Here is a 17,556-nt window from a genome sequence, read left to right as displayed (position 1 = left end):
TCTCCCGTCAGTCGATGCGGTTCGCCTGCTTGATCGCGGCGATTTCTTCCTGCGGCGAGGCGGCGTGCTTCGCGAAAGCGCTGGCGTCCAGGCGGCCGCGCAGGTATTCGATGCGCTTGATCGCCTCCGACAGGCCCTGCAGGATCATCAGCGCAAAGCCGACGGGCACGAGGAGCTTGGCGGGCCAGACGATCAGGCCGCCAGCGTTGCTGGACATCTCGGCGCTCCGGATCGACACGAGTGCGAACGGAATGCCGTAATACAGGATCACGCCGCAGATCGGCAGCAGGAACACGAAGTAGCCGAACAGGTCGATGATGACCTGCGTGCGGCGGGAGAAGCGGCCGGTGATCACGTCGATGCGCACGTGCTCGTCGCGCCGCAACGTGTGGGGGGAAGCGAGCAGGAACACGGCGGCAAAGAGGTACCACTGCACCTCCAGCCACGCGTTCGAGCTCATATTGAGCGAATAGCGAACGAGCGCGTTGATCGCGCAGATCAGTACCGCGGCGAGCAGGGCCCATGCCACCGTCGCCGCGATCCTGTCGTTCAGTTTGTCGATTGCCCGGGATACTGCCATGAACATCGTTGTCTCCTTACCTTGATAGGTGGCGCTGCGTTGGCGCCGGGGGATGCACGTGACGAAGGGCCCGGGCTTACATCTTCAGCTGCTCCCGTACCAGTTGGATCGCCGCGCGCACCTGGTTCGGCGCCGTGCCGCCCACGTGGTCGCGCGCCGCGACGGAACCTTCGAGTGTCAGCACCGCGAACACGTCTTCCCCAACCAGCGGCGAGAAGGCGCGCAACTGCTCCAGCGACAGGTCGGCCAGGTCGCAATTGGCGTCGACGCAGGTGCGCACCGCATGCGCGACGGCTTCGTGCGCGTCGCGGAACGGCAGGCCCTTCTTGACGAGGTAGTCGGCCAGGTCGGTGGCCGTCGCGTAACCCTGCAGCGCGGCGGCGCGCATCGCTTCCGGCTTCACGGTGATGCCGCCGGCCATGTCGGCGAAGATGCGCAGCGTGTCGACGACGGTATCGACCGTGTCGAACAGCGGTTCCTTGTCTTCCTGGTTGTCCTTGTTGTAGGCGAGCGGCTGGCCCTTCATCAGCGTGAGAAGGCCCATCAGGTGGCCGTACACGCGGCCCGTCTTGCCGCGTGCCAGTTCCGGCACGTCCGGATTTTTCTTCTGCGGCATGATCGACGAGCCCGTGCAGAACCGGTCGGCGATGTCGATGAAGCCCACGCGGGGGCTCATCCAGATCACCAGCTCTTCGGACATGCGCGACACGTGCGTCATGATCAGCGACGCGGCCGCCGTGAATTCGATCGCGAAGTCGCGGTCGGACACGGCGTCCAGCGAGTTGTGGCACACGTCGTCAAAGCCCAGCGTCTTCGCCACGCGCAGGCGGTCGATCGGGAACGTCGTGCCGGCCAGCGCGGCGGCACCCAGCGGCAAGCGGTTGACGCGCTTGCGGCAGTCGGCCATCCGCTCTGCATCGCGGCCGAACATCTCCACATAGGCCAGCATGTGATGGCCGAACGTGATCGGCTGCGCCACCTGCATGTGCGTGAAGCCGGGCAGGATGGTGTCCGCATGCTGCTCGGCCAGGTCGACCAGCGCGCTGCGCAGCTGGTGCAGCAGGCCCGTGATGTCGTCGATCGCCGAGCGCACGTACAGGCGGATGTCGGTGGCCACCTGGTCGTTGCGCGAGCGGCCCGTGTGCAAGCGCTTGCCGGCGTCGCCCACCAGCTCCGTCAGGCGCTTCTCGATATTGAGGTGCACGTCTTCCAGATCCAGCAGCCATTCGAACTTGCCGGATTCGATCTCTTGAGAGATCTGGGCCATGCCGCGGCGGATCGCGTCCAGGTCGGCCGCCGGAATGATGTTCTGCGCCGCCAGCATTTCAGCGTGCGCCAGCGAGCCTTCGATGTCGGCCTTGGCCATGCGGTTGTCGAAGAAGACGGAGGCGGTGTAGCGCTTGACGAGATCGGAGACGGGTTCGGAGAAGCGGGCCGACCAGGCCTCGCCTTTTTTGGAGAGTTGTTCAGTCATGATGAAGGGGTCCCAGTAATTTACCGATTATAAACAACGTTTGCCGCGCGGCGGCCTTTTGCTCGCCCCGTGCAAGCCACGGTGCTATCGTTGTGTTTTATTCATGGGAGGAGCGATGAGGAAGTCCTTGATGCTGTTCGCGCTGCTGGGCGCCTGGGCCGCCGTGTGTCCGAGCGCTGCGCTGGCCCAGGTGAAGCCGGCCGACGTCGCCACCGTCGACGGCGTCATCGCCGCGCTGTACGACACGATCTCCGGCCCGGCCGGCAAGCCGCGCGACTGGGAGCGGCTGCGCGGCCTGTTCCGGTCCGATGGGCGGATGATCGTGCACGGCCAGAACAAGGAAGGCGTGTTCAACACGCGCGTGCTGACGGTGGACGACTACATCGCGCGCGTGACGCCGCTGTTCGAGAAGGAAGGCTTCTTCGAATCGGAGCTGACGAGAAAGAGCGAGCAGTTCGGCCAGATCGCGCACGTGTTCTCCACTTACGAGTCGCGCCACGCACAGGCCGAAGCCAGGCCGTTCCAGCGCGGGATCAACAGCATCCAGCTGATCAAGGACGGCCAGCGCTGGTGGGTGCAATCGCTCGTGTGGCAGGCGGAGACGGACCGCAACCCGCTGCCGCAACGCTATCTGAAGGAGCAATGATGTTTGTCGTCGATACCGATAAAACGCGGCTGGACGTCGCGCGCATCCACCGTTTCCTGGCTGAGGAGTCCACCTGGGCCCTCGGCATTCCGCTGGCCACCGTCGAGCGCTCGATCGCGCATTCGCTGTGCTACGGCGGCTATGTGGACGGCGAACAGGTGGCGTTCGCCCGCGTCATCACGGACCAGGCCACGTTTGCCTACCTGCTCGACGTGTTCGTGCTGCCGGCCCACCAGGGCAAGGGTTACAGCAAGCTGCTGATGGACGTGATCATGGCCGACCAGCGGCTGCAGGGCCTGCGCCGCTTCATGCTCGCGACCAGCACGGCGGCCTGGCTGTATGAGCGCTATGGCTTCGCGGCGCCCGCGAAGCCGGAGGCGCTGATGGAACGGAACTTCCCGGACATCTACAGGAAGGGCGCGTAAGCACATTATTCAGTGAACGATGCCGTGACCGTTGTTCGATTTCGCCGCACCGCGGCGAAATCGTATCCCTGCCGCTACGGTTCTGCCCTCGTTCGATTGAGCTTTGCCGCTGACCTGCGTAGAGTTGCAGGCAGGCCAACTTGGCAATAACTATCAGAACGGGAGCAGGGATGAACAAGCGTCGTAAAATTAACCTGTCGTTGTCCGCCGCCGGCTTGCTGGCGCTCGCGGTGCACGGCGCCTACGCACAGGACACCGCGATCGCGCCGGTCGTGCCGCGCGTGACGATCACGGGTTCCGCGATCAAGCAGATCGAATCGGAAACGCCGCTGCCGGTGCAGGTGATCACGCGGGCGGAAATCGACAAGGCCGGCGTCACGACGGCGGCCGAGCTGATGACCCGCATCGCCGCCAACGTGGGCGGGCTGACCGACGGCGTGTCGATCAACGTGGGCGGTGTCGACCAGCGCGGTCTGAACAGCGCGAACCTGCGCGGCATCGGCACGTCGTCGACGCTGGTGCTGCTGAACGGCCGCCGCATGGCGAACTTCGCGTCGCCGGGCGACGACACGGGCGTCGACCTGAACAACATCCCGGCCGCCGCGATCGCCCGCGTCGAAGTGCTGCTCGATGGCGCGTCGGCGCTGTACGGCACCGACGCGATCGGCGGCGTGATCAACTTCATCACCCGCAAGGACTTCCAGGGCATCGAACTGAATGCCTATGGCGGCGGCACGGACGAAGGCGGCGCGGCCAAGCGGCAGGCCACGCTCAGCGGCGGCATCGGCGACCTGCAGAAGGACGGCTACAACGTGTTCGCCGTATTCGATGCGCAGGAGACGCAGGCGCTGCGCTCGTCGCAACGCAAGTTCATCGGCGAACTGCGCATCCCGGAGCGGCTGGGTCACCTGCTGTCCGGCTATACCAGCCCGGCCAACATCCGCCTGTCCGGCGACCAGCGCGATTACCTCAATTCGATCGGCTTCACGTTGAACGGCCGCGAGCTGACGAACCGCACGATCAACCTGTCGATCCCGCAATGTAATCCGCCGGCCAACCTGTACCTGCCGGCCGGCACGGGCGGGGTCGATGCCTGTACCTACGATTACATGCGCGACACGGAGCTGTACCCGAAGTCGAACAAGCAAAGCTTCCTGTCGCGCGGCGTGCTGGAGCTGGGCGGCGGCCACCAGCTGTACGGCGAAGTGGTGCTGAGCCGGGCGCGCACGAACTACGTGGGTTCGTCGGCCCGCGTCACCGGGGATATCGACTACAGCCTGGTGCCTGCATTGGCCGGCACGGGCCTCGAGAATTCGGAAGACGGCGACCGCATGCTGCAGCTGCGCATGCGCCTGCTGGAAGCGGGCAACCGTACCAGCGAGCTGACGAGCGTCGGCCAGCGCTACGTGGTCGGCGTGACGGGCACGTTCGGCGCGTGGGATTACGACGTGGCCTACAACCACAGCGTGAACACCGTGAAGGACAAGGACACGCATGGCTACATCCTCTACAACGAACTGTTGGAAGGCATCTCGGCCGGCTTGATCAACCCGTTCGGTCCGTCCAGCGCGGAAGGGCGCGCGCTGCTCGAGCGTATCCAGGTCAACGACGTGGTGCGCTACGCGAAGGGCGTGATGGATTCGGTCGACTTCAAGGGTTCGCGCACGTTGATGGCGCTGCCGGGTGGCGACCTGGCCGTGGCGCTGGGCGGCGAATGGCGGCGCGAGAAGACGGACTTCACGCCGTCCGAACTGCTCATGTCCGACAACATCAACGACGACTTCGCACCGGAAGGTGGCCGCGCCACGCACGACAGCCGCAAGGTGGCCGCCGTGTTCGGCGAGGTGCAGGCGCCGTTCGCCAAGGGCTGGCAGGCGCAGCTCTCGGCACGCTACGACCATTACGAAGCGGTGGGCGGGGCGTTCAGCCCGAAGGCGGGCCTGTCGTTCACGCCAGTGAAGTGGGCGATGCTGCGCGCATCGGCGGGACGCGGCTTCCGCGCGCCGTCGATGACTGACCTGTACCGCCCGACCGTGTACAGCTCGACGGCGACGTTGCCCGACCCGGTCTACTGCGCGACCGTCGACTTCAATTACGCAGACTGCGCGAACAACTGGGATACGCGCCGCTACAGCAACCCGAACCTGCGGCCCGAGCGCAGCCGCCAGTATTCGTTCGGTGCCGTGCTGGAGCCGACGCAGCACATCACGACCAGCATCGACTACTGGAAGATCAAGCGTACGAACCTGATCAGCGAGATCGGCGACGACATCATTCTCGCCAACCTGGACAAGTACGGCGACCTCGTGCACCGCAACGAAGACAACGAGATCGACTACATCGAGCTGCACAAGGAAAACCGCGGCGCCCAGGTGGCCAGCGGCATCGACCTGGTGCTCGACGTGCACGGCGTCGACACGCCGGTGGGCCGCTTCGGCGGCCGCCTGACGGGTACCTACGTGCTCGATTCGAAGATCCAGACGGCGCCCGGCGACCCGTTCGTCAGCAACCTCGGGCGCTTCGTCACGGACGGCGTCGTGCAGCGCTGGCGCCACACGATCACGTTCGACTGGGAGAAGGGCCCATTCTCGGCCAGCCTGTCGAACACGTTCTCGTCGTCGTACGAAGACCAGAATTCGGCGATCAACACCGACACCGGCACGGTGGTCGAACCGAATCACGTGTCGTCGTACGCGTTGTGGGACATGTCGGCCGCATGGCAGGCCACCCGTGCGCTGCGCGTGCGCGCCGGCATCCAGAACATGTTCGACCGCAGCCCGCCGTATTCGAACCAGGCGTACCACTTCCTGTCCGGCTACGACCCGACCTACACCGACCCGCGCGGGCGCCGCTACTACGCCAGCGTCAATTACGCATTCAAGTAAGGAGGATCCATGTTGAAGCTTGCCCCGTCCCTGGCCCTGTCGCTGGCGCTGGCCGTGCTGACCGGCGCCGTCCAGGCGCAGACGCCTGATCCGGTCCGCAGCGAGCAGGTGAAGCCGCCGGCGTCCGCGCCGAAAGGTTCGCTGGTCATCATCGGCGGCGGCCTGCGCGGCGACAATGCTGACGTATGGGGCAAGATCGTCAACCTCGCCGGCGGCAAGGGCGCGCGCATCGCCGTGTTCCCGTCCGCCTCCGGCAGCCCGGAGCGGGCCGCGCAAAGCATCATCGGCTACCTGAAGAAGTACGGCGCCGACGCATTCGCCGTGCCGGTGGCGATCCGCCTTGCCGACAGCGACTACCGCAAGGCGGCCGACGACGTGGCGCTGGCGAAGAAAATCCGCGACTCCGACGGCGTGTACTTCGCCGGCGGCGACCAGAGCCGCATCACGCAGGCGCTGGTGCGCGAGGACGGCACCCGCACCGCCGTGCTGGAAGCGGTGTGGGACGTGTACCGCCGCGGCGGTGTCGTGGCCGGGTCAAGCGCCGGCGCCGCCATCATGAGCAGCACGATGTTCTACAACCCGAAGGCGATCCTGGCGATGCTGCGCACCGGCGTCACGGACGGCCAGGAGATCGCGCCGGGCCTGGGCTTCGTCGGCGACGACGTGTTCATCGACCAGCACCTGCTGGTGCGGGGCCGCTTCGCGCGGATGATCCCGGCCATGCTGGCAAAGAACTACAAGCTGGGCCTGGGCGTGGACGAGGACAGCGCGATGGTCATCAACGGCAAGCGCGAGGTCGAAGTGATCGGCTACACGGGCGCGCTGCTGATCGACCTGTCGCACGTGGTGGTGGACAAGACGAAGCCGGACTTCAACGTGTCCAACGTGCGCCTCAGCTACCTGGACCGGGGCGACAAGTTCAACATCATCACGCAGAGCTTCACGCCGTCGCCGGACAAGGCGGGCGGCCGGCTCGACCCGCAACGCCCGGCGCTGCGCGGTCCCGTGTACACCAACGACATCCTCGGCAACAGCGCCGTCGTCAACATCATGGAACGGCTGATCGACAGCGACCAGGAGGAGGCGATCGGCATCGCCGCCGGCAATCCCCGCTCGACCGCGCCGGAAGTCGGCTTCGAGTTCCGCTTCACGAAAACGCCGGAAAGCGTGGGCTACATCTCCAGCGTGGCCGAGGCCTACTCGGTGCTCAACATCCGGCTCGACGTGCGGCCGATCGATATCCCGCGGCCGCTGTACAAGTATCGCTGATCAGTACCGCTGGACAGCACCGCTGACGTCAGAACGGCCGTACCCAGCCGCCCCGGTACAGCACGGGCCCCGCGGGGGCGGCGGGATTCGGCGAACCGCCTTTCGGTTCGAGGCTGACGGCCAGCAGCGCCACGTCGCTGCCGAACGCGCGCTCGTTCAGGGCGAACGTGGCGGTGCCCCGTTCGTCCAGCAGCGCGAGCGAGCGGGGCGTGCCTTGCTGCGTGATCGCCCACAGCTGCAACGTGAGTTCGTCGGGCACCGGGATCTGGTGCAGGCTCCGCACGGTGGCCTGGTGGTTGCCGCGGTCGGCCGTCACCAGCAGCGCGGGCCGGCCCCGCTCGTCCGCCAGCGCGGCAAACGTATCGGCGGGCGGCGTGCGCGCTTGCAGCGCCAATGCGAGAACGAGGGCCAGCACGGCCGCGGCCCCCGCCGCCGTCACCGCCAGCATCTTCCACCACTGCAGCGGGTCGCGCCGCCAGAACTGCCAGCGGCGCCCCGGCGCCTGCAGGCGCAGGCGGCTTTCGATGCCGCGCCAGACGCGCTCGCGCGGCATGCGCGCCGGCGCGAATTCGGCCAGCGGCAGCAGCCGCGCGCGCCATTGGCTGACGCAGGCGCGCAGTGCCGCGTCGCCATGCAGCCAGCCCTCGAAGCGCCGGCGGGCATGGCCGTGCAGCGTGCCGAGCACATAGGCGGCAGCGAGCTGGTCGCGCAGCTGCGGGTCGGTGCGCCGCATCATCGCTCCTGCGCGCGCCCGAGGCAGTGCTTCAGCTGGTCCAGGCCGCGGCGGATCCACGGTTTCACGCTGGCCGTGGGCAGTGCGAGCCGTGTGGCGATGGGGCCGGGCGGCAGTGCATGGAAGAACGCGTGGCCGATCGCCCGGCGCTGGCCGCCTTCCAGCTGCGCCATGCAGAAGGCCAGTTCGCGCGCCGGCGGCGAGTAGCGCGTATCGGACGATGGGATCGGGTCTTCCAGCGCATCAAGGAGGGTATTGAGCCGCGCATCGAGCGGCGCATTGAGACCCGTAGCCATGGCGGGGTCGGGCTGCGCCGGGCCGGCGCGCTGCAGGATGGCCATGGCCCGGTCGCGCACGATGCCGGCCATCCATGCGAACGGCGCGTCCGCTGCGGCCGCACGCAGGTCGGGCGCGTGCCAGATCGTCACGAAGGCATCCTCCAGCGCTTCCTCCGCGAGTGCGTGACGGCCCAGCATGCCGAGTGCGAAGCCGAACAGGCGCGGCGCGGTGGCGTCGTACAGGGCGTGGAAGGCGCGGGTATCGCGGTTGGCCGTGGCGAGCAGCCAGTCGCGCAGCTGTTCGGCATCGGGGCGGTTATCGTCGGGCACGGCGGCGTTCGTTGCAGATTTTGTAATGTACAGATTAACCCGGTTCAGGCGGTGCGGCAAGGCTGCCCTTCGCTACAATAGGCGCTCTTCGTCAGCCTGGAGCGTTCATGCGCCTGTCTTCCACTATCCTCTCCGCCGCGGCGTTGGCCTGGGCCACCGGCGTGCTGGCCGCGCAGCCCGCTACGATGCGCCTCGACTACATCCACAGCGGCAATGCGCTGTCCGAGCAGTATGCGATCGACCGCGTCGTCGTCGAACCGCTGCCGTGGCCGGGCGACATGACCCGCACCCTGGACGATACGAACCGCGGCGTCAACATGGTGGAGGTGGTCGACGCGAAGACGGGCAAGCTGTTGTATTCGCGCGGCTTCTCGACCGTGTTCGGCGAATGGAAGAGCACCGAGGAAGCGGGCAAGCTGACGCGTGCGTTCGGCGAATCCGTGCGCTTCCCGCAACCGGCCGCACCGGTGAAGGTGCGCATCCTCAAGCGCGACGAGCGCAACCAGTTTTCGGTCGTATGGAGCGTGGAGGTGGACCCGGACGCGCTGGACGTCGTGCGCAAGCAGCCGCCGGCGCCGGCGAAGCCGATCCCGCTGCGCGTCTCCGGGCCGTCGCCGCGGAAGGTGGACCTGCTGATCATCGGCGACGGCTACACGCGCGCTGAACTGGGCAAGTTCGAGAAGACGGCGAAGCGCCTGGCCGAGCATCTGTTTGCCGTGTCGCCGTTCAAGGAGCGGGCGCAGGACTTCAACGTGTGGGGCCTGGCGGTGCCAACGGAGGAATCGGGCATCAGCCGGCCGTCGACGCACACGCACCACGCGTCGCCGCTGAACACGCGCTACGACATCTTCGGCAGCGAGCGCTATGTGCTGACGACGGACAATCGCGCGCTGCGCGACATCGCCCAGTACGCGCCGTATGAATTCATCGAGATCCTCGTCAACAACGATACGTATGGCGGGGGCGGCATCTACGGCCAGTTCAGCACCGCGGCGGCCGACAACGACTGGGCCAACTACCTGTTCGTGCATGAATTCGGTCACCACTTCGCCGGGTTGGCGGACGAGTACTACACGTCGCCGGTCGCCTACCAGGCCGCCAGCGGCCGGCCCGAACCGTGGGAACCGAATGCGACGGCGGACCCCGTCCATCCGAAATGGCTGCGCCACGTCACGTCGGGCACGCCGCTGCCCACGCCATGGCCGAAGGCGGAGTACGAGGCGCATTCGCGCGAGTACCAGAAGATCCGTGCGCAGCTGCGCAAGGAAAACCGGCCGGAAGGGGAGATGAGCAAGCTGTTCAAGGAAGACCTGGCGTGGACCAGCGCGCTGTTCGCGCGCGCGCCGCACGCGCATGCGGTCGGCGCGTTCGAAGGCGCGAACTACGAGGCGACGGGCTATTACCGGCCTGCTCAGCAATGCCTGATGTTCGACCGCAGCGATGCGTTCTGCGCCGTGTGCGCGGAAGCGATCGGGCAGACGATCGACCTGTATTCCCGGACGAAGGAACAAAAGTAACGGAGGTAACGGGATGTTTCAAGGTGCGGTAGCGCACGGTGGGTGGCGTTTGGAAACTTTATTCTGGTCACGTGACAAGAACGAAACAGAAACCAAAACCACTTGAAAGGTACCCATCATGAACAAACTGCTCGCAACCCTGATCGCCGCCGCTTTCGCCACCACCGCTTACGCCCAGACCGCCACGACGGCCAACAACAACGACGTCGCGAAGGCCCAGGCCGAAGCCCAGCAGGACATCGCCAAGGCACAGCGCAAGGAAGCGAAGGAAGTCGCCAAGGCTGACGAGGACGTCGCGAAAGCCCAGGCCAAGGCCGACAAGAAGATGACGAAGGCCCACGCCAAGGCCGACAAGGAGCACGCGAAAGCCAACGAGAAAGTGGCCGACGCCGATGCCGAAGACAAGCTGAAGGCTGAAGCCAAGGCCGACAAGAAAATCGCCAAGGCCGACGCAAAAGCCGCCAAGGCCGATGCGAAAGCCAACGAGAAAGTAGCGAAGGAAATGGCGGAAGCCGACAAGGAAAAAGCGCTGGCCTCCGCGAAAACCCAGGAAGCCGTCGCCAAGGCCAATGCCGACGTGAAGAAAGAAGCCGCGAAGCACTAATCCCGCGCACGTGAAAAAGCCGCCGTCCCGGCATGCCGGGCGGCGGCTTTTATACGGCTGAAGCTAGCGAGCCAACGGCGTCAATTCAAACCAGAGGCAGAAGCCGGGGTCAGGAAGGAGTGACGGCTTGCAAGCCGTCACCGCTGCGCAGGCGGGGAGCAGCGCTCCCCGAAACCCCTGCTACGCCCCGGCGGGTCTGACCCCAGGGTTTGCATTGGGGTTAGCTTTGACGATGACGGCCCGCGAACGTCATTCAAACCCAAGTGCTTAGTTCGGCACCAACCCCGTCGGCTTGATGCGCGTTGGCATCGGCTTGCCTTTGCGGGCGCGTTTGCCGAAGTGCTCGCCTTCGGCCAGCGCGTGCGGCGTCATCCGCTCTTCCTTCGCCTTGCCGGCGTTGCCGGTGCCCAGCACGGTGACGCCTTTTTGCGTGATCGCGCACGCCGCCACCAGCTTTTCCTTCGGCTCCAGTTCCATCAGCGTCACGCCGCGGCCGCCGTTCGACAGTACCTTCATCTCGTCCATGCCGAACACCAGCAGGCGCGCCTTTTCGGAGACGACGGCGATTGCCGAAGCATCCGGCACGACGATCGTCGGTGCCAGCGGTTTCGCGTCGCCGTCCAGTGTGATGAACGACTTGCCGCTCTTCTGCCGGCTCACCATGTCCCCGGCCTTGGCGATGAAGCCGAAGCCCGCGTCGGATGCCAGCAGCAATTGCGTCGCCGCCGGCCCCGCGTAGTAGTGCAGCAGGCGCGCGCCGCCGGACAGGTCGACCAAGGTCGTGATGGGCACGCCGTCGCCGCGCGCGTTCGGCAGCGCGGCCACCGGCACCGAGTACACCCGGCCGTTGTCGCCGAAGCCCAGCAAGGTGTCGACGGTGCGGCATTCGATCGCGTCGTGCAGCGCGTCGCCGGCCTTGAACGTGAACTGGCCGCGGTCGTGGCCGATGCCGGTGCGGGCGCGCACCCAGCCCTTCTGCGAAATGATCACGGTGACCGGTTCGTCGACGATCTTCTGTTCGATGTAGGCCTTCTGCGCTTCCTCGATCACCGTGCGGCGCGCATCGCCGTATTGCTTCGCATCCGCTTCGATTTCGCGGATGATCAGGCGCTTCATCGAAGACGGGTTGTCCAGCACGTCCTGCAACGTCTGCTTTTCCTTGCGCAGCTCGGCCAGTTCCTGCTCGATCTTGATCGCTTCCAGCCGGGCCAATTGGCGCAGGCGGATCTCGAGGATGTCCTCGGCCTGGCGGTCGGACAGGTTGAAGCGGGCGATCAGCGCCTGCTTCGGCTCATCCGAATTGCGGATGATGTGAATGACTTCGTCGATGTTCAGCAGGACGGTCTGGCGGCCCTCTAGGATGTGGATGCGGTCGTCCACCTTCGCCAGCCGGTGCTGCGTGCGCCGCGTGACGGTCGCGAAGCGGAACGCGATCCACTCGGACAGCACGTCGAGCACGCCTTTCTGGCGCGGCCGGCCGTCGCCGCCGATCATCACGAGGTTCATCGGTGCCGACGTTTCCAGCGACGTATTCGCCAGCAGCATCAGCATGAACTCGTTCTGGTCCTGGTTCTTCGACTTCGGTTCGAACACGAGGCGCACCGGCGCATTGCGGCCGGATTCGTCGCGGATCGTGTCCAGCGCGCCCAGCACCATCGCCTTCAACGCCAGCTGTTCCGGCGACAGCGTCTTCTTGCCCAGCTTGACCTTCGGATTGGTCAGCTCCTCGATTTCCTCGAGCACCTTCTGCGCCGACGTACCCGGCGGCAGTTCGTAGACGACGGCCTGCCACTGGCCGCGCGCCAGTTCCTCGATCTTCCAGCGCGCCCGCACCTTCATCGAGCCGCGGCCCGATGCGTACATGTCGGCGATCTGCGCGGCCGGCGTGATCAGCTGGCCGCCGCCCGGGAAGTCCGGGCCGGGGATCAACGTCATCAGCTCGGCGTGCGTCAGCTTCGGATTGCGGATCAGCGCGACCGTCGCATCGGCCACTTCGCGCAGGTTGTGCGACGGGATCTCGGTGGCGAGACCCACGGCGATGCCCGATGCGCCGTTCAGCAGCACCATCGGCAGGCGCGCCGGCAGCAGCGCCGGTTCTTCCGTCGAACCGTCGTAGTTCGGGATGAAGTCGACGGTGCCCTGGTCGATCTCGTCCATCAGCAGCCTGGCGATCGGTGTCAGGCGCGCTTCCGTGTACCGCATCGCGGCGGCGCCGTCGCCGTCGCGCGAACCGAAGTTGCCCTGGCCGTCGATCAGCGGGTAGCGCAGCGAGAAGTCCTGTGCCATGCGCACCAGCGCGTCGTACACGGACTGGTCGCCGTGCGGGTGCAATTTACCCAGCACGTCGCCGACCACGGCGGCCGACTTGCGCGGCTTTGCGCTGGAGTTCAGCCCCAACTCGTTCATCGTGTACAGGATGCGGCGCTGCACCGGCTTCTGGCCGTCGCACACGTCCGGCAGCGCGCGGCCCTTCACCACGGAGATCGCGTAGTCGAGATAGGCCCGTTCCGCGAAGGTGGAGAGGGTCAGCGTTTCGCCGCCGTCGCCGCCGTTGCCGTTGCCCGAGTTGTCGGGCTGCGGTTCGTCAAAGAGGTTTGCTTGCGTCATAACGTATTCCGATTAAATGTCTGCTTCGACTTCGTTGCCGTGTTCTTCGATCCATGCGCGGCGGGCGGCGGCTTCGCCTTTCCCCATCAGCATGTTGAAGCGGGCGGCCGCCTCCGTGTGCGCGAAGTCGCCCAGCGACACCGGCAGCAGGCGCCGCGTGTCCGGGTTCATCGTCGTTTCCCACAGCTGCTCGGCATTCATCTCGCCCAGGCCCTTGAAGCGGGAGATCGACCAACTGCCTTCCTTCAGGCCATCCTTGCGCAGCTTGTCCTCGATCGCCGTCAGCTCGCCGTCGTCCAGCGCATACAGCTTCTGGATCGGCTTCTTGCCGCGTGCCGGCGCATCGACGCGGAACAAAGGCGGGCGCGCCACGCAGATATGGCCGTTCTCGATCAGTTTCGGGAAGTGGCGGAAGAACAGCGTCAGCAGCAGCACCTGGATGTGCGAGCCGTCCACGTCCGCGTCCGACAGGATGCAGATCTTGCCGTAGCGGAGATTCGACAGGTCCGGGTTGTCGCCGACGCCGTGCGGGTCGACGCCGATCGCCACGGCGATGTCGTGGATCTCGTTGTTCGCGAACAGGCGGTCGCGGTCCGTCTCCCACGAGTTCAGCACCTTGCCGCGCAGCGGCAGGATCGCCTGGAATTCCTTGTCGCGGCCCATCTTCGCCGAGCCGCCCGCCGAATCGCCCTCGACAAGGAACAGCTCCGTGCGCGATACGTCCGTCGATTCGCAATCGGTCAGCTTGCCCGGCAGGACGGCCACGCCTGACGATTTCTTCTTCTCGACCTTCTGGGCCGAGCGCAGGCGCGACTGGGCCTGCTTGATCACCAGTTCGGCGAGCTTCTTGCCCCAGTCGATGTGCTGGTTCAGCCACAGCTCCAGCGCCGGCTTGGCGAACGTGGCCACCAGGCGCACCGCGTCGCGCGAGTTCAGGCGCTCCTTGATCTGGCCCTGGAACTGCGGGTCTAGCACCTTCGCCGACAGCACGAACGAGGCGCGCGCGAACACGTCCTCCGGCAGCAGCTTGACGCCCTTCGGCAGCAGCGAGTGCAGCTCGACGAAATTCTTCATCGCGCCGAACAAGCCTTCACGCAGGCCCGATTCATGGGTACCGCCGTTCGGCGTGGGAATCAGGTTGACGTAGGACTCGCGCATGATGCCGCCTTCCTCCGTCCACGCGACGACCCACGACGCGCCTTCGCCCTCGGCGAAGCCTTCCGCGTCCGGGCCGGCGAACTGCTCACCCTCGAACAGCGGCACGACGGTCTCGCCGTTGCCGCTCTGCGCCAGCGCCTCGGTGAGGTAGCCGCGCAGGCCGTCGTTGTACTGCCACGTCTGCACGTCGCCCGTCTTCGCGTTCTTCAGCGTGACGGATACGCCCGGCAGCAGCACGGCCTTCGAGCGCAGCAGGCGTTGCAGCTCGACCTGCGAGATCAGCGGCGAGTCGAAATACTTCGGATCGGGCCACGCGGTGACGCGGGTACCGGATTTCTTGCCGTCCTTCGGTGCCGCTTCGGATGTCAGGGGCTGCACCAGGTCGCCGTTCTCGAACGCGATCGTGTGGTAGCCGTTGCCCTTGTCGTCCTTGCGCCACACATTGATTTCGAGGCGCTTCGACAGCGCATTGGTAACGGAGACGCCGACGCCGTGCAGGCCGCCCGAGAACGCATACGCGCCGCCCGAGCCCTTGTCGAATTTGCCGCCCGCGTGGAGGCGGGTGAAGACGATTTCCACCGTCGGCACGTTTTCCTCGGGGTGCAGGCCGACCGGGATGCCGCGGCCGTCGTCCTCGACGGTGATGCTGCCGTCCGCATTCTGCGTGACGACGATGTTCCGGCAATGGCCGCCCAGCGCTTCGTCCGACGCGTTGTCGATCACCTCCTGGATGATGTGCAGCGGGTTCTCGGTGCGGGTGTACATGCCCGGGCGCTGCTTGACGGGTTCCAGCCCTTTCAGGACGCGGATCGATGATTCGCTGTAGTCGGGAACAGGTTTTTTCGTGGCCATACTGTAAATATTGCTGGTGTGGGTTAGTCCGGATGCCTGCGCATTCTATCCGAGCCGACCGGCCCGAAAGCAAGCCTTCAGCGGAACATCTGTATGAATATACAGTGGAAAGGCCGTTTTTATACCTTGTTTACACCCTGCCCACAAGTCTTTACCCCGTTTTTAGGTGCCCATCGATAACCTCATCCCCGTCACAACACACTGAAAGGGAAGCGATGGATATCGTTTTTGTCGCCCTGATCGGCGCCTGCGCGGCACTGGTCTGGGGCATGGCGGCCGCATGCGGGCGGCTGGGGGAGCGGCCATGAGCATCGTCTACCTCGTGAGCGCGTTGACGGCGGCCGGCCTGCTCGTCTACCTGCTCGTCGCCCTGCTGAAAGCGGAGGACCTGTGACCGCCCAATCGCTTTTGCTGCTGGCCGCGTTCCTGCTAACCCTGCTTGCGCTGGCCTGGCCGCTCGGCATGTTCCTCGCCCGCGTCGGCGGCGATGACGCACCCCTGCCGGGCCTGTCCTGGCTGCACCGGCTCGAACAGGGCCTGTACCGCGCGGCCGGCCTGCCCGCGCAGCGCGCCCAGGGCTGGAAAGCCTATGCGTTCGCGCTGATCGCCTTCAACGCGCTCGGCACGCTGTTCGTCTACGGCGTGCAGCGCCTGCAGGCCTGGCTGCCGCTCAATCCCCAGGCACTGCCCAACGTGGGCCCCGATTCGTCGTTCAACACGGCCGTCAGCTTCGTCGCCAACACCAACTGGCAGGGCTATGCGGGCGAGCAGACGATGAGCTACCTGACCCAGATGGTGGCGCTGGCCGGCCAGAACTTCCTGTCCGCCGCCACCGGCATCGCCGTCGCGTTCGCGCTGATCCGCGCGTTCGCGGCCCGCTCCAGTGCCGCGATCGGCAATTTCTGGGTCGACGTCACGCGCGCCACGCTGTACGTGCTGCTGCCGCTGTCGCTGCTGCTGGCCGTGTTCCTGATGGGGCAGGGCGTGATCCAGAACTTCGACGGCTACCGCGAGGTCGCGCTGCGCGAACCCGTCACGTACCAGGTGCCGCGCGTGGATGCCGACGGCCAGCCGGTCAAGGATGGGCAGGGCCAGGGCGTCATGGAGACGCTGACGGCCACCACGCAGACGCTGGCGATGGGCCCGGTCGCTTCCCAGGAGGCGATCAAGATGCTGGGCACGAACGGCGGCGGCTTCTTCAACGCGAACTCCGCGCACCCGTACGAGAACCCGACGGCGCTGACGAACTTCGCGCAGATGATCGCGATCTTCCTGATTCCCGCCGCGCTGTGCTTCGCGTTCGGCCGCATCGTCGGCGACCGGCGCCAGGGCTGGGCCGTGCTGGGCGCGATGACGGTGATCTTCGTGCTGATGACGCTCGTGGTGTTCGCCGCCGAGCAGCAGGCGCATCCCGCACTGCAAGCGCTCGGCGTCGACCAGGCGGCGAGCAGCCTGCAGGCGGGCGGCAATATGGAAGGCAACGAAACGCGCTTCGGCATCGCCGCATCGAGCCTGTTCGCTGCCGTGACGACGGCCGCCTCCTGCGGCGCCGTCAACGCGATGCACGATTCGCTGATGCCGCTGGGCGGCGCCGTGCCGCTGCTGTTGATGCAGTTCGGCGAAGTGATCTTCGGCGGCGTCGGCTCCGGCCTGTACGGCATGCTGGTCTTCGCGATCCTTGCCGTGTTCATCGCCGGCCTGATGATCGGCCGTACTCCCGAATACCTGGGCAAGAAGGTCCAGGCATACGAAATGAAGATGACGTCGATCGCGATCCTCGTCACCCCCGTGCTCGTGTTGACCGGCACCGCCATCGCGGTGGTCAGCGCGGCCGGTACGGCGGGTGTCGCGAACCCCGGCGCGCACGGCTTCTCGGAGATCCTGTACGCATTCAGCTCCGCCGCGAACAACAACGGCAGCGCGTTCGCCGGCCTGTCCGCCAACACGTCGTTCTACAACACGATGCTGGCGATCGCCATGTGGTTCGGCCGTTTTGCCGTGATCGTGCCGGTGCTGGCGATCGCCGGCTCGCTGGCCGCCAAGCAGCGGCTGCCCGTGACCGGCGGCACGCTGCCCACCCACGGCCCGCTGTTCGTCGCGCTGCTGATCGGCGTCGTGCTGCTTGTCGGCGTGCTCAATTACGTCCCCGCGCTGGCACTCGGCCCCGTCATCGAACACCTGCAACTTTTCCAATAAGA

The 17,556-nt window shown here is 66.2% G+C and carries 14 protein-coding genes; 8 read left to right on the top strand and 6 right to left on the bottom strand.

Going from position 1 to position 17,556, the window contains the following annotated elements; genetic code table 11:
- Positions 1 to 7 precede the first annotated feature (7 nt).
- Positions 8 to 580 (bottom strand): TRAP transporter small permease subunit, encoded by a 573-nt coding sequence (locus IP92_RS10155; RefSeq protein WP_145874426.1) that lies wholly within the window; start codon positions 578 to 580, stop codon positions 8 to 10.
- A 76-nt stretch (positions 581 to 656) separates the two neighbouring features.
- On the bottom strand, positions 657 to 2,054 hold the full coding sequence (argH, locus tag IP92_RS10150; protein ID WP_145874425.1) for an argininosuccinate lyase: 1,398 nt from the start codon (positions 2,052 to 2,054) through the stop codon (positions 657 to 659).
- A gap of 115 nt (positions 2,055 to 2,169) precedes the next feature.
- On the opposite strand from argH, the gene IP92_RS10145 reads away from it, so the two are divergent.
- The 4 genes from IP92_RS10145 (at position 2,170) to IP92_RS10130 (ending at position 7,279) form a co-directional block, all read left to right on the top strand.
- Positions 2,170 to 2,700: a hypothetical protein gene (locus IP92_RS10145; RefSeq protein ID WP_145874424.1), complete on the top strand. Its 531-nt coding sequence runs from the start codon at positions 2,170 to 2,172 to the stop codon at positions 2,698 to 2,700.
- The gene (locus tag IP92_RS10140) at positions 2,697 to 3,125 is read left to right on the top strand and encodes a GNAT family N-acetyltransferase (protein ID WP_145874423.1); all 429 of its coding nucleotides are present in this window, start codon (positions 2,697 to 2,699) and stop codon (positions 3,123 to 3,125) included. Before IP92_RS10145 ends, IP92_RS10140 begins: the two co-directional genes overlap by 4 nt.
- Positions 3,126 to 3,295: 170 nt before the next feature.
- Entirely contained in the window at positions 3,296 to 6,010 is a 2,715-nt protein-coding gene (locus IP92_RS10135; RefSeq protein WP_145874422.1) for a TonB-dependent receptor, read from the top strand.
- Between the two features lie 9 nt (positions 6,011 to 6,019).
- A complete protein-coding gene (locus tag IP92_RS10130) occupies positions 6,020 to 7,279 on the top strand; it encodes a cyanophycinase (protein ID WP_145874421.1) in 1,260 nt (419 codons plus the stop codon).
- Positions 7,280 to 7,307: 28 nt separating this feature from the next.
- Here IP92_RS10130 and IP92_RS10125 read toward each other — a convergent pair whose 3' ends face one another.
- Both IP92_RS10125 and IP92_RS10120 read right to left on the bottom strand, forming a co-directional pair.
- Positions 7,308 to 8,015 carry an anti-sigma factor gene (locus IP92_RS10125; RefSeq protein ID WP_145874420.1) on the bottom strand — a complete coding sequence of 236 codons (708 nt, stop codon included), beginning with the start codon at positions 8,013 to 8,015 and terminating at the stop codon, positions 7,308 to 7,310.
- Positions 8,012 to 8,620, bottom strand: a complete 609-nt coding sequence (locus tag IP92_RS10120) for a sigma factor (protein WP_145874419.1) — start codon at positions 8,618 to 8,620, stop codon at positions 8,012 to 8,014. The genes IP92_RS10125 and IP92_RS10120 overlap by 4 nt, the downstream gene beginning before the upstream one ends.
- Positions 8,621 to 8,727: 107 nt before the next feature.
- Between IP92_RS10120 and IP92_RS10115 the strand changes: the two genes are divergently transcribed.
- Together IP92_RS10115 and IP92_RS10110 are read left to right on the top strand one after the other, a co-directional pair.
- Positions 8,728 to 10,137 (top strand): IgA Peptidase M64, encoded by a 1,410-nt coding sequence (locus IP92_RS10115; RefSeq protein WP_145874418.1) that lies wholly within the window; start codon positions 8,728 to 8,730, stop codon positions 10,135 to 10,137.
- Between the two features lie 118 nt (positions 10,138 to 10,255).
- Positions 10,256 to 10,741 (top strand): hypothetical protein, encoded by a 486-nt coding sequence (locus tag IP92_RS10110; protein WP_145874417.1) that lies wholly within the window; start codon positions 10,256 to 10,258, stop codon positions 10,739 to 10,741.
- Positions 10,742 to 11,008: 267 nt separating this feature from the next.
- On the opposite strand, the gene parC is transcribed toward IP92_RS10110, so the two are convergent.
- Together parC and IP92_RS10100 are read right to left on the bottom strand one after the other, a co-directional pair.
- Complete coding sequence (gene parC, locus IP92_RS10105) at positions 11,009 to 13,348, bottom strand: DNA topoisomerase IV subunit A (protein WP_145874416.1); 2,340 nt, start codon at positions 13,346 to 13,348, stop codon at positions 11,009 to 11,011.
- Positions 13,349 to 13,360: 12 nt separating this feature from the next.
- On the bottom strand, positions 13,361 to 15,358 hold the full coding sequence (locus tag IP92_RS10100; RefSeq protein WP_145874415.1) for a DNA topoisomerase IV subunit B: 1,998 nt from the start codon (positions 15,356 to 15,358) through the stop codon (positions 13,361 to 13,363).
- Between the two features lie 304 nt (positions 15,359 to 15,662).
- Between IP92_RS10100 and IP92_RS10095 the strand changes: the two genes are divergently transcribed.
- Together IP92_RS10095 and kdpA are read left to right on the top strand one after the other, a co-directional pair.
- The gene (locus IP92_RS10095) at positions 15,663 to 15,752 is read left to right on the top strand and encodes a potassium-transporting ATPase subunit F (protein WP_145874414.1); all 90 of its coding nucleotides are present in this window, start codon (positions 15,663 to 15,665) and stop codon (positions 15,750 to 15,752) included.
- Entirely contained in the window at positions 15,749 to 17,554 is a 1,806-nt protein-coding gene (gene kdpA, locus IP92_RS10090) for a potassium-transporting ATPase subunit KdpA (protein ID WP_145874413.1), read from the top strand. Before IP92_RS10095 ends, kdpA begins: the two co-directional genes overlap by 4 nt.
- Positions 17,555 to 17,556 lie beyond the last annotated feature (2 nt).

The organism is Pseudoduganella flava, assembly GCF_007830495.1.
GTDB classification, from domain to species: Bacteria; Pseudomonadota; Gammaproteobacteria; order Burkholderiales; family Burkholderiaceae_D; genus Rugamonas; species Rugamonas flava.
Note: the sequence above shows the minus strand (reverse complement) of the source record. Positions and strands in the feature narration are given on the sequence as shown.

Bases quoted from the DNA above. Each gene is read 5' to 3' on its own strand.
- IP92_RS10155 (WP_145874426.1), bottom strand. From the start codon at position 580: ATGGCAGTATCCCGGGCAATCGACAAACTGAACGACAGGATCGCGGCG.
- argH (WP_145874425.1), bottom strand. From the start codon at position 2,054: ATGACTGAACAACTCTCCAAAAAAGGCGAGGCCTGGTCGGCCCGCTTC.
- IP92_RS10145 (WP_145874424.1), top strand. From the start codon at position 2,170: ATGAGGAAGTCCTTGATGCTGTTCGCGCTGCTGGGCGCCTGGGCCGCC.
- IP92_RS10140 (WP_145874423.1), top strand. From the start codon at position 2,697: ATGATGTTTGTCGTCGATACCGATAAAACGCGGCTGGACGTCGCGCGC.
- IP92_RS10135 (WP_145874422.1), top strand. From the start codon at position 3,296: ATGAACAAGCGTCGTAAAATTAACCTGTCGTTGTCCGCCGCCGGCTTG.
- IP92_RS10130 (WP_145874421.1), top strand. From the start codon at position 6,020: ATGTTGAAGCTTGCCCCGTCCCTGGCCCTGTCGCTGGCGCTGGCCGTG.
- IP92_RS10125 (WP_145874420.1), bottom strand. From the start codon at position 8,015: ATGATGCGGCGCACCGACCCGCAGCTGCGCGACCAGCTCGCTGCCGCC.
- IP92_RS10115 (WP_145874418.1), top strand. From the start codon at position 8,728: ATGCGCCTGTCTTCCACTATCCTCTCCGCCGCGGCGTTGGCCTGGGCC.
- IP92_RS10110 (WP_145874417.1), top strand. From the start codon at position 10,256: ATGAACAAACTGCTCGCAACCCTGATCGCCGCCGCTTTCGCCACCACC.
- parC (WP_145874416.1), bottom strand. From the start codon at position 13,348: ATGACGCAAGCAAACCTCTTTGACGAACCGCAGCCCGACAACTCGGGC.
- IP92_RS10100 (WP_145874415.1), bottom strand. From the start codon at position 15,358: ATGGCCACGAAAAAACCTGTTCCCGACTACAGCGAATCATCGATCCGC.
- IP92_RS10095 (WP_145874414.1), top strand. From the start codon at position 15,663: ATGAGCATCGTCTACCTCGTGAGCGCGTTGACGGCGGCCGGCCTGCTC.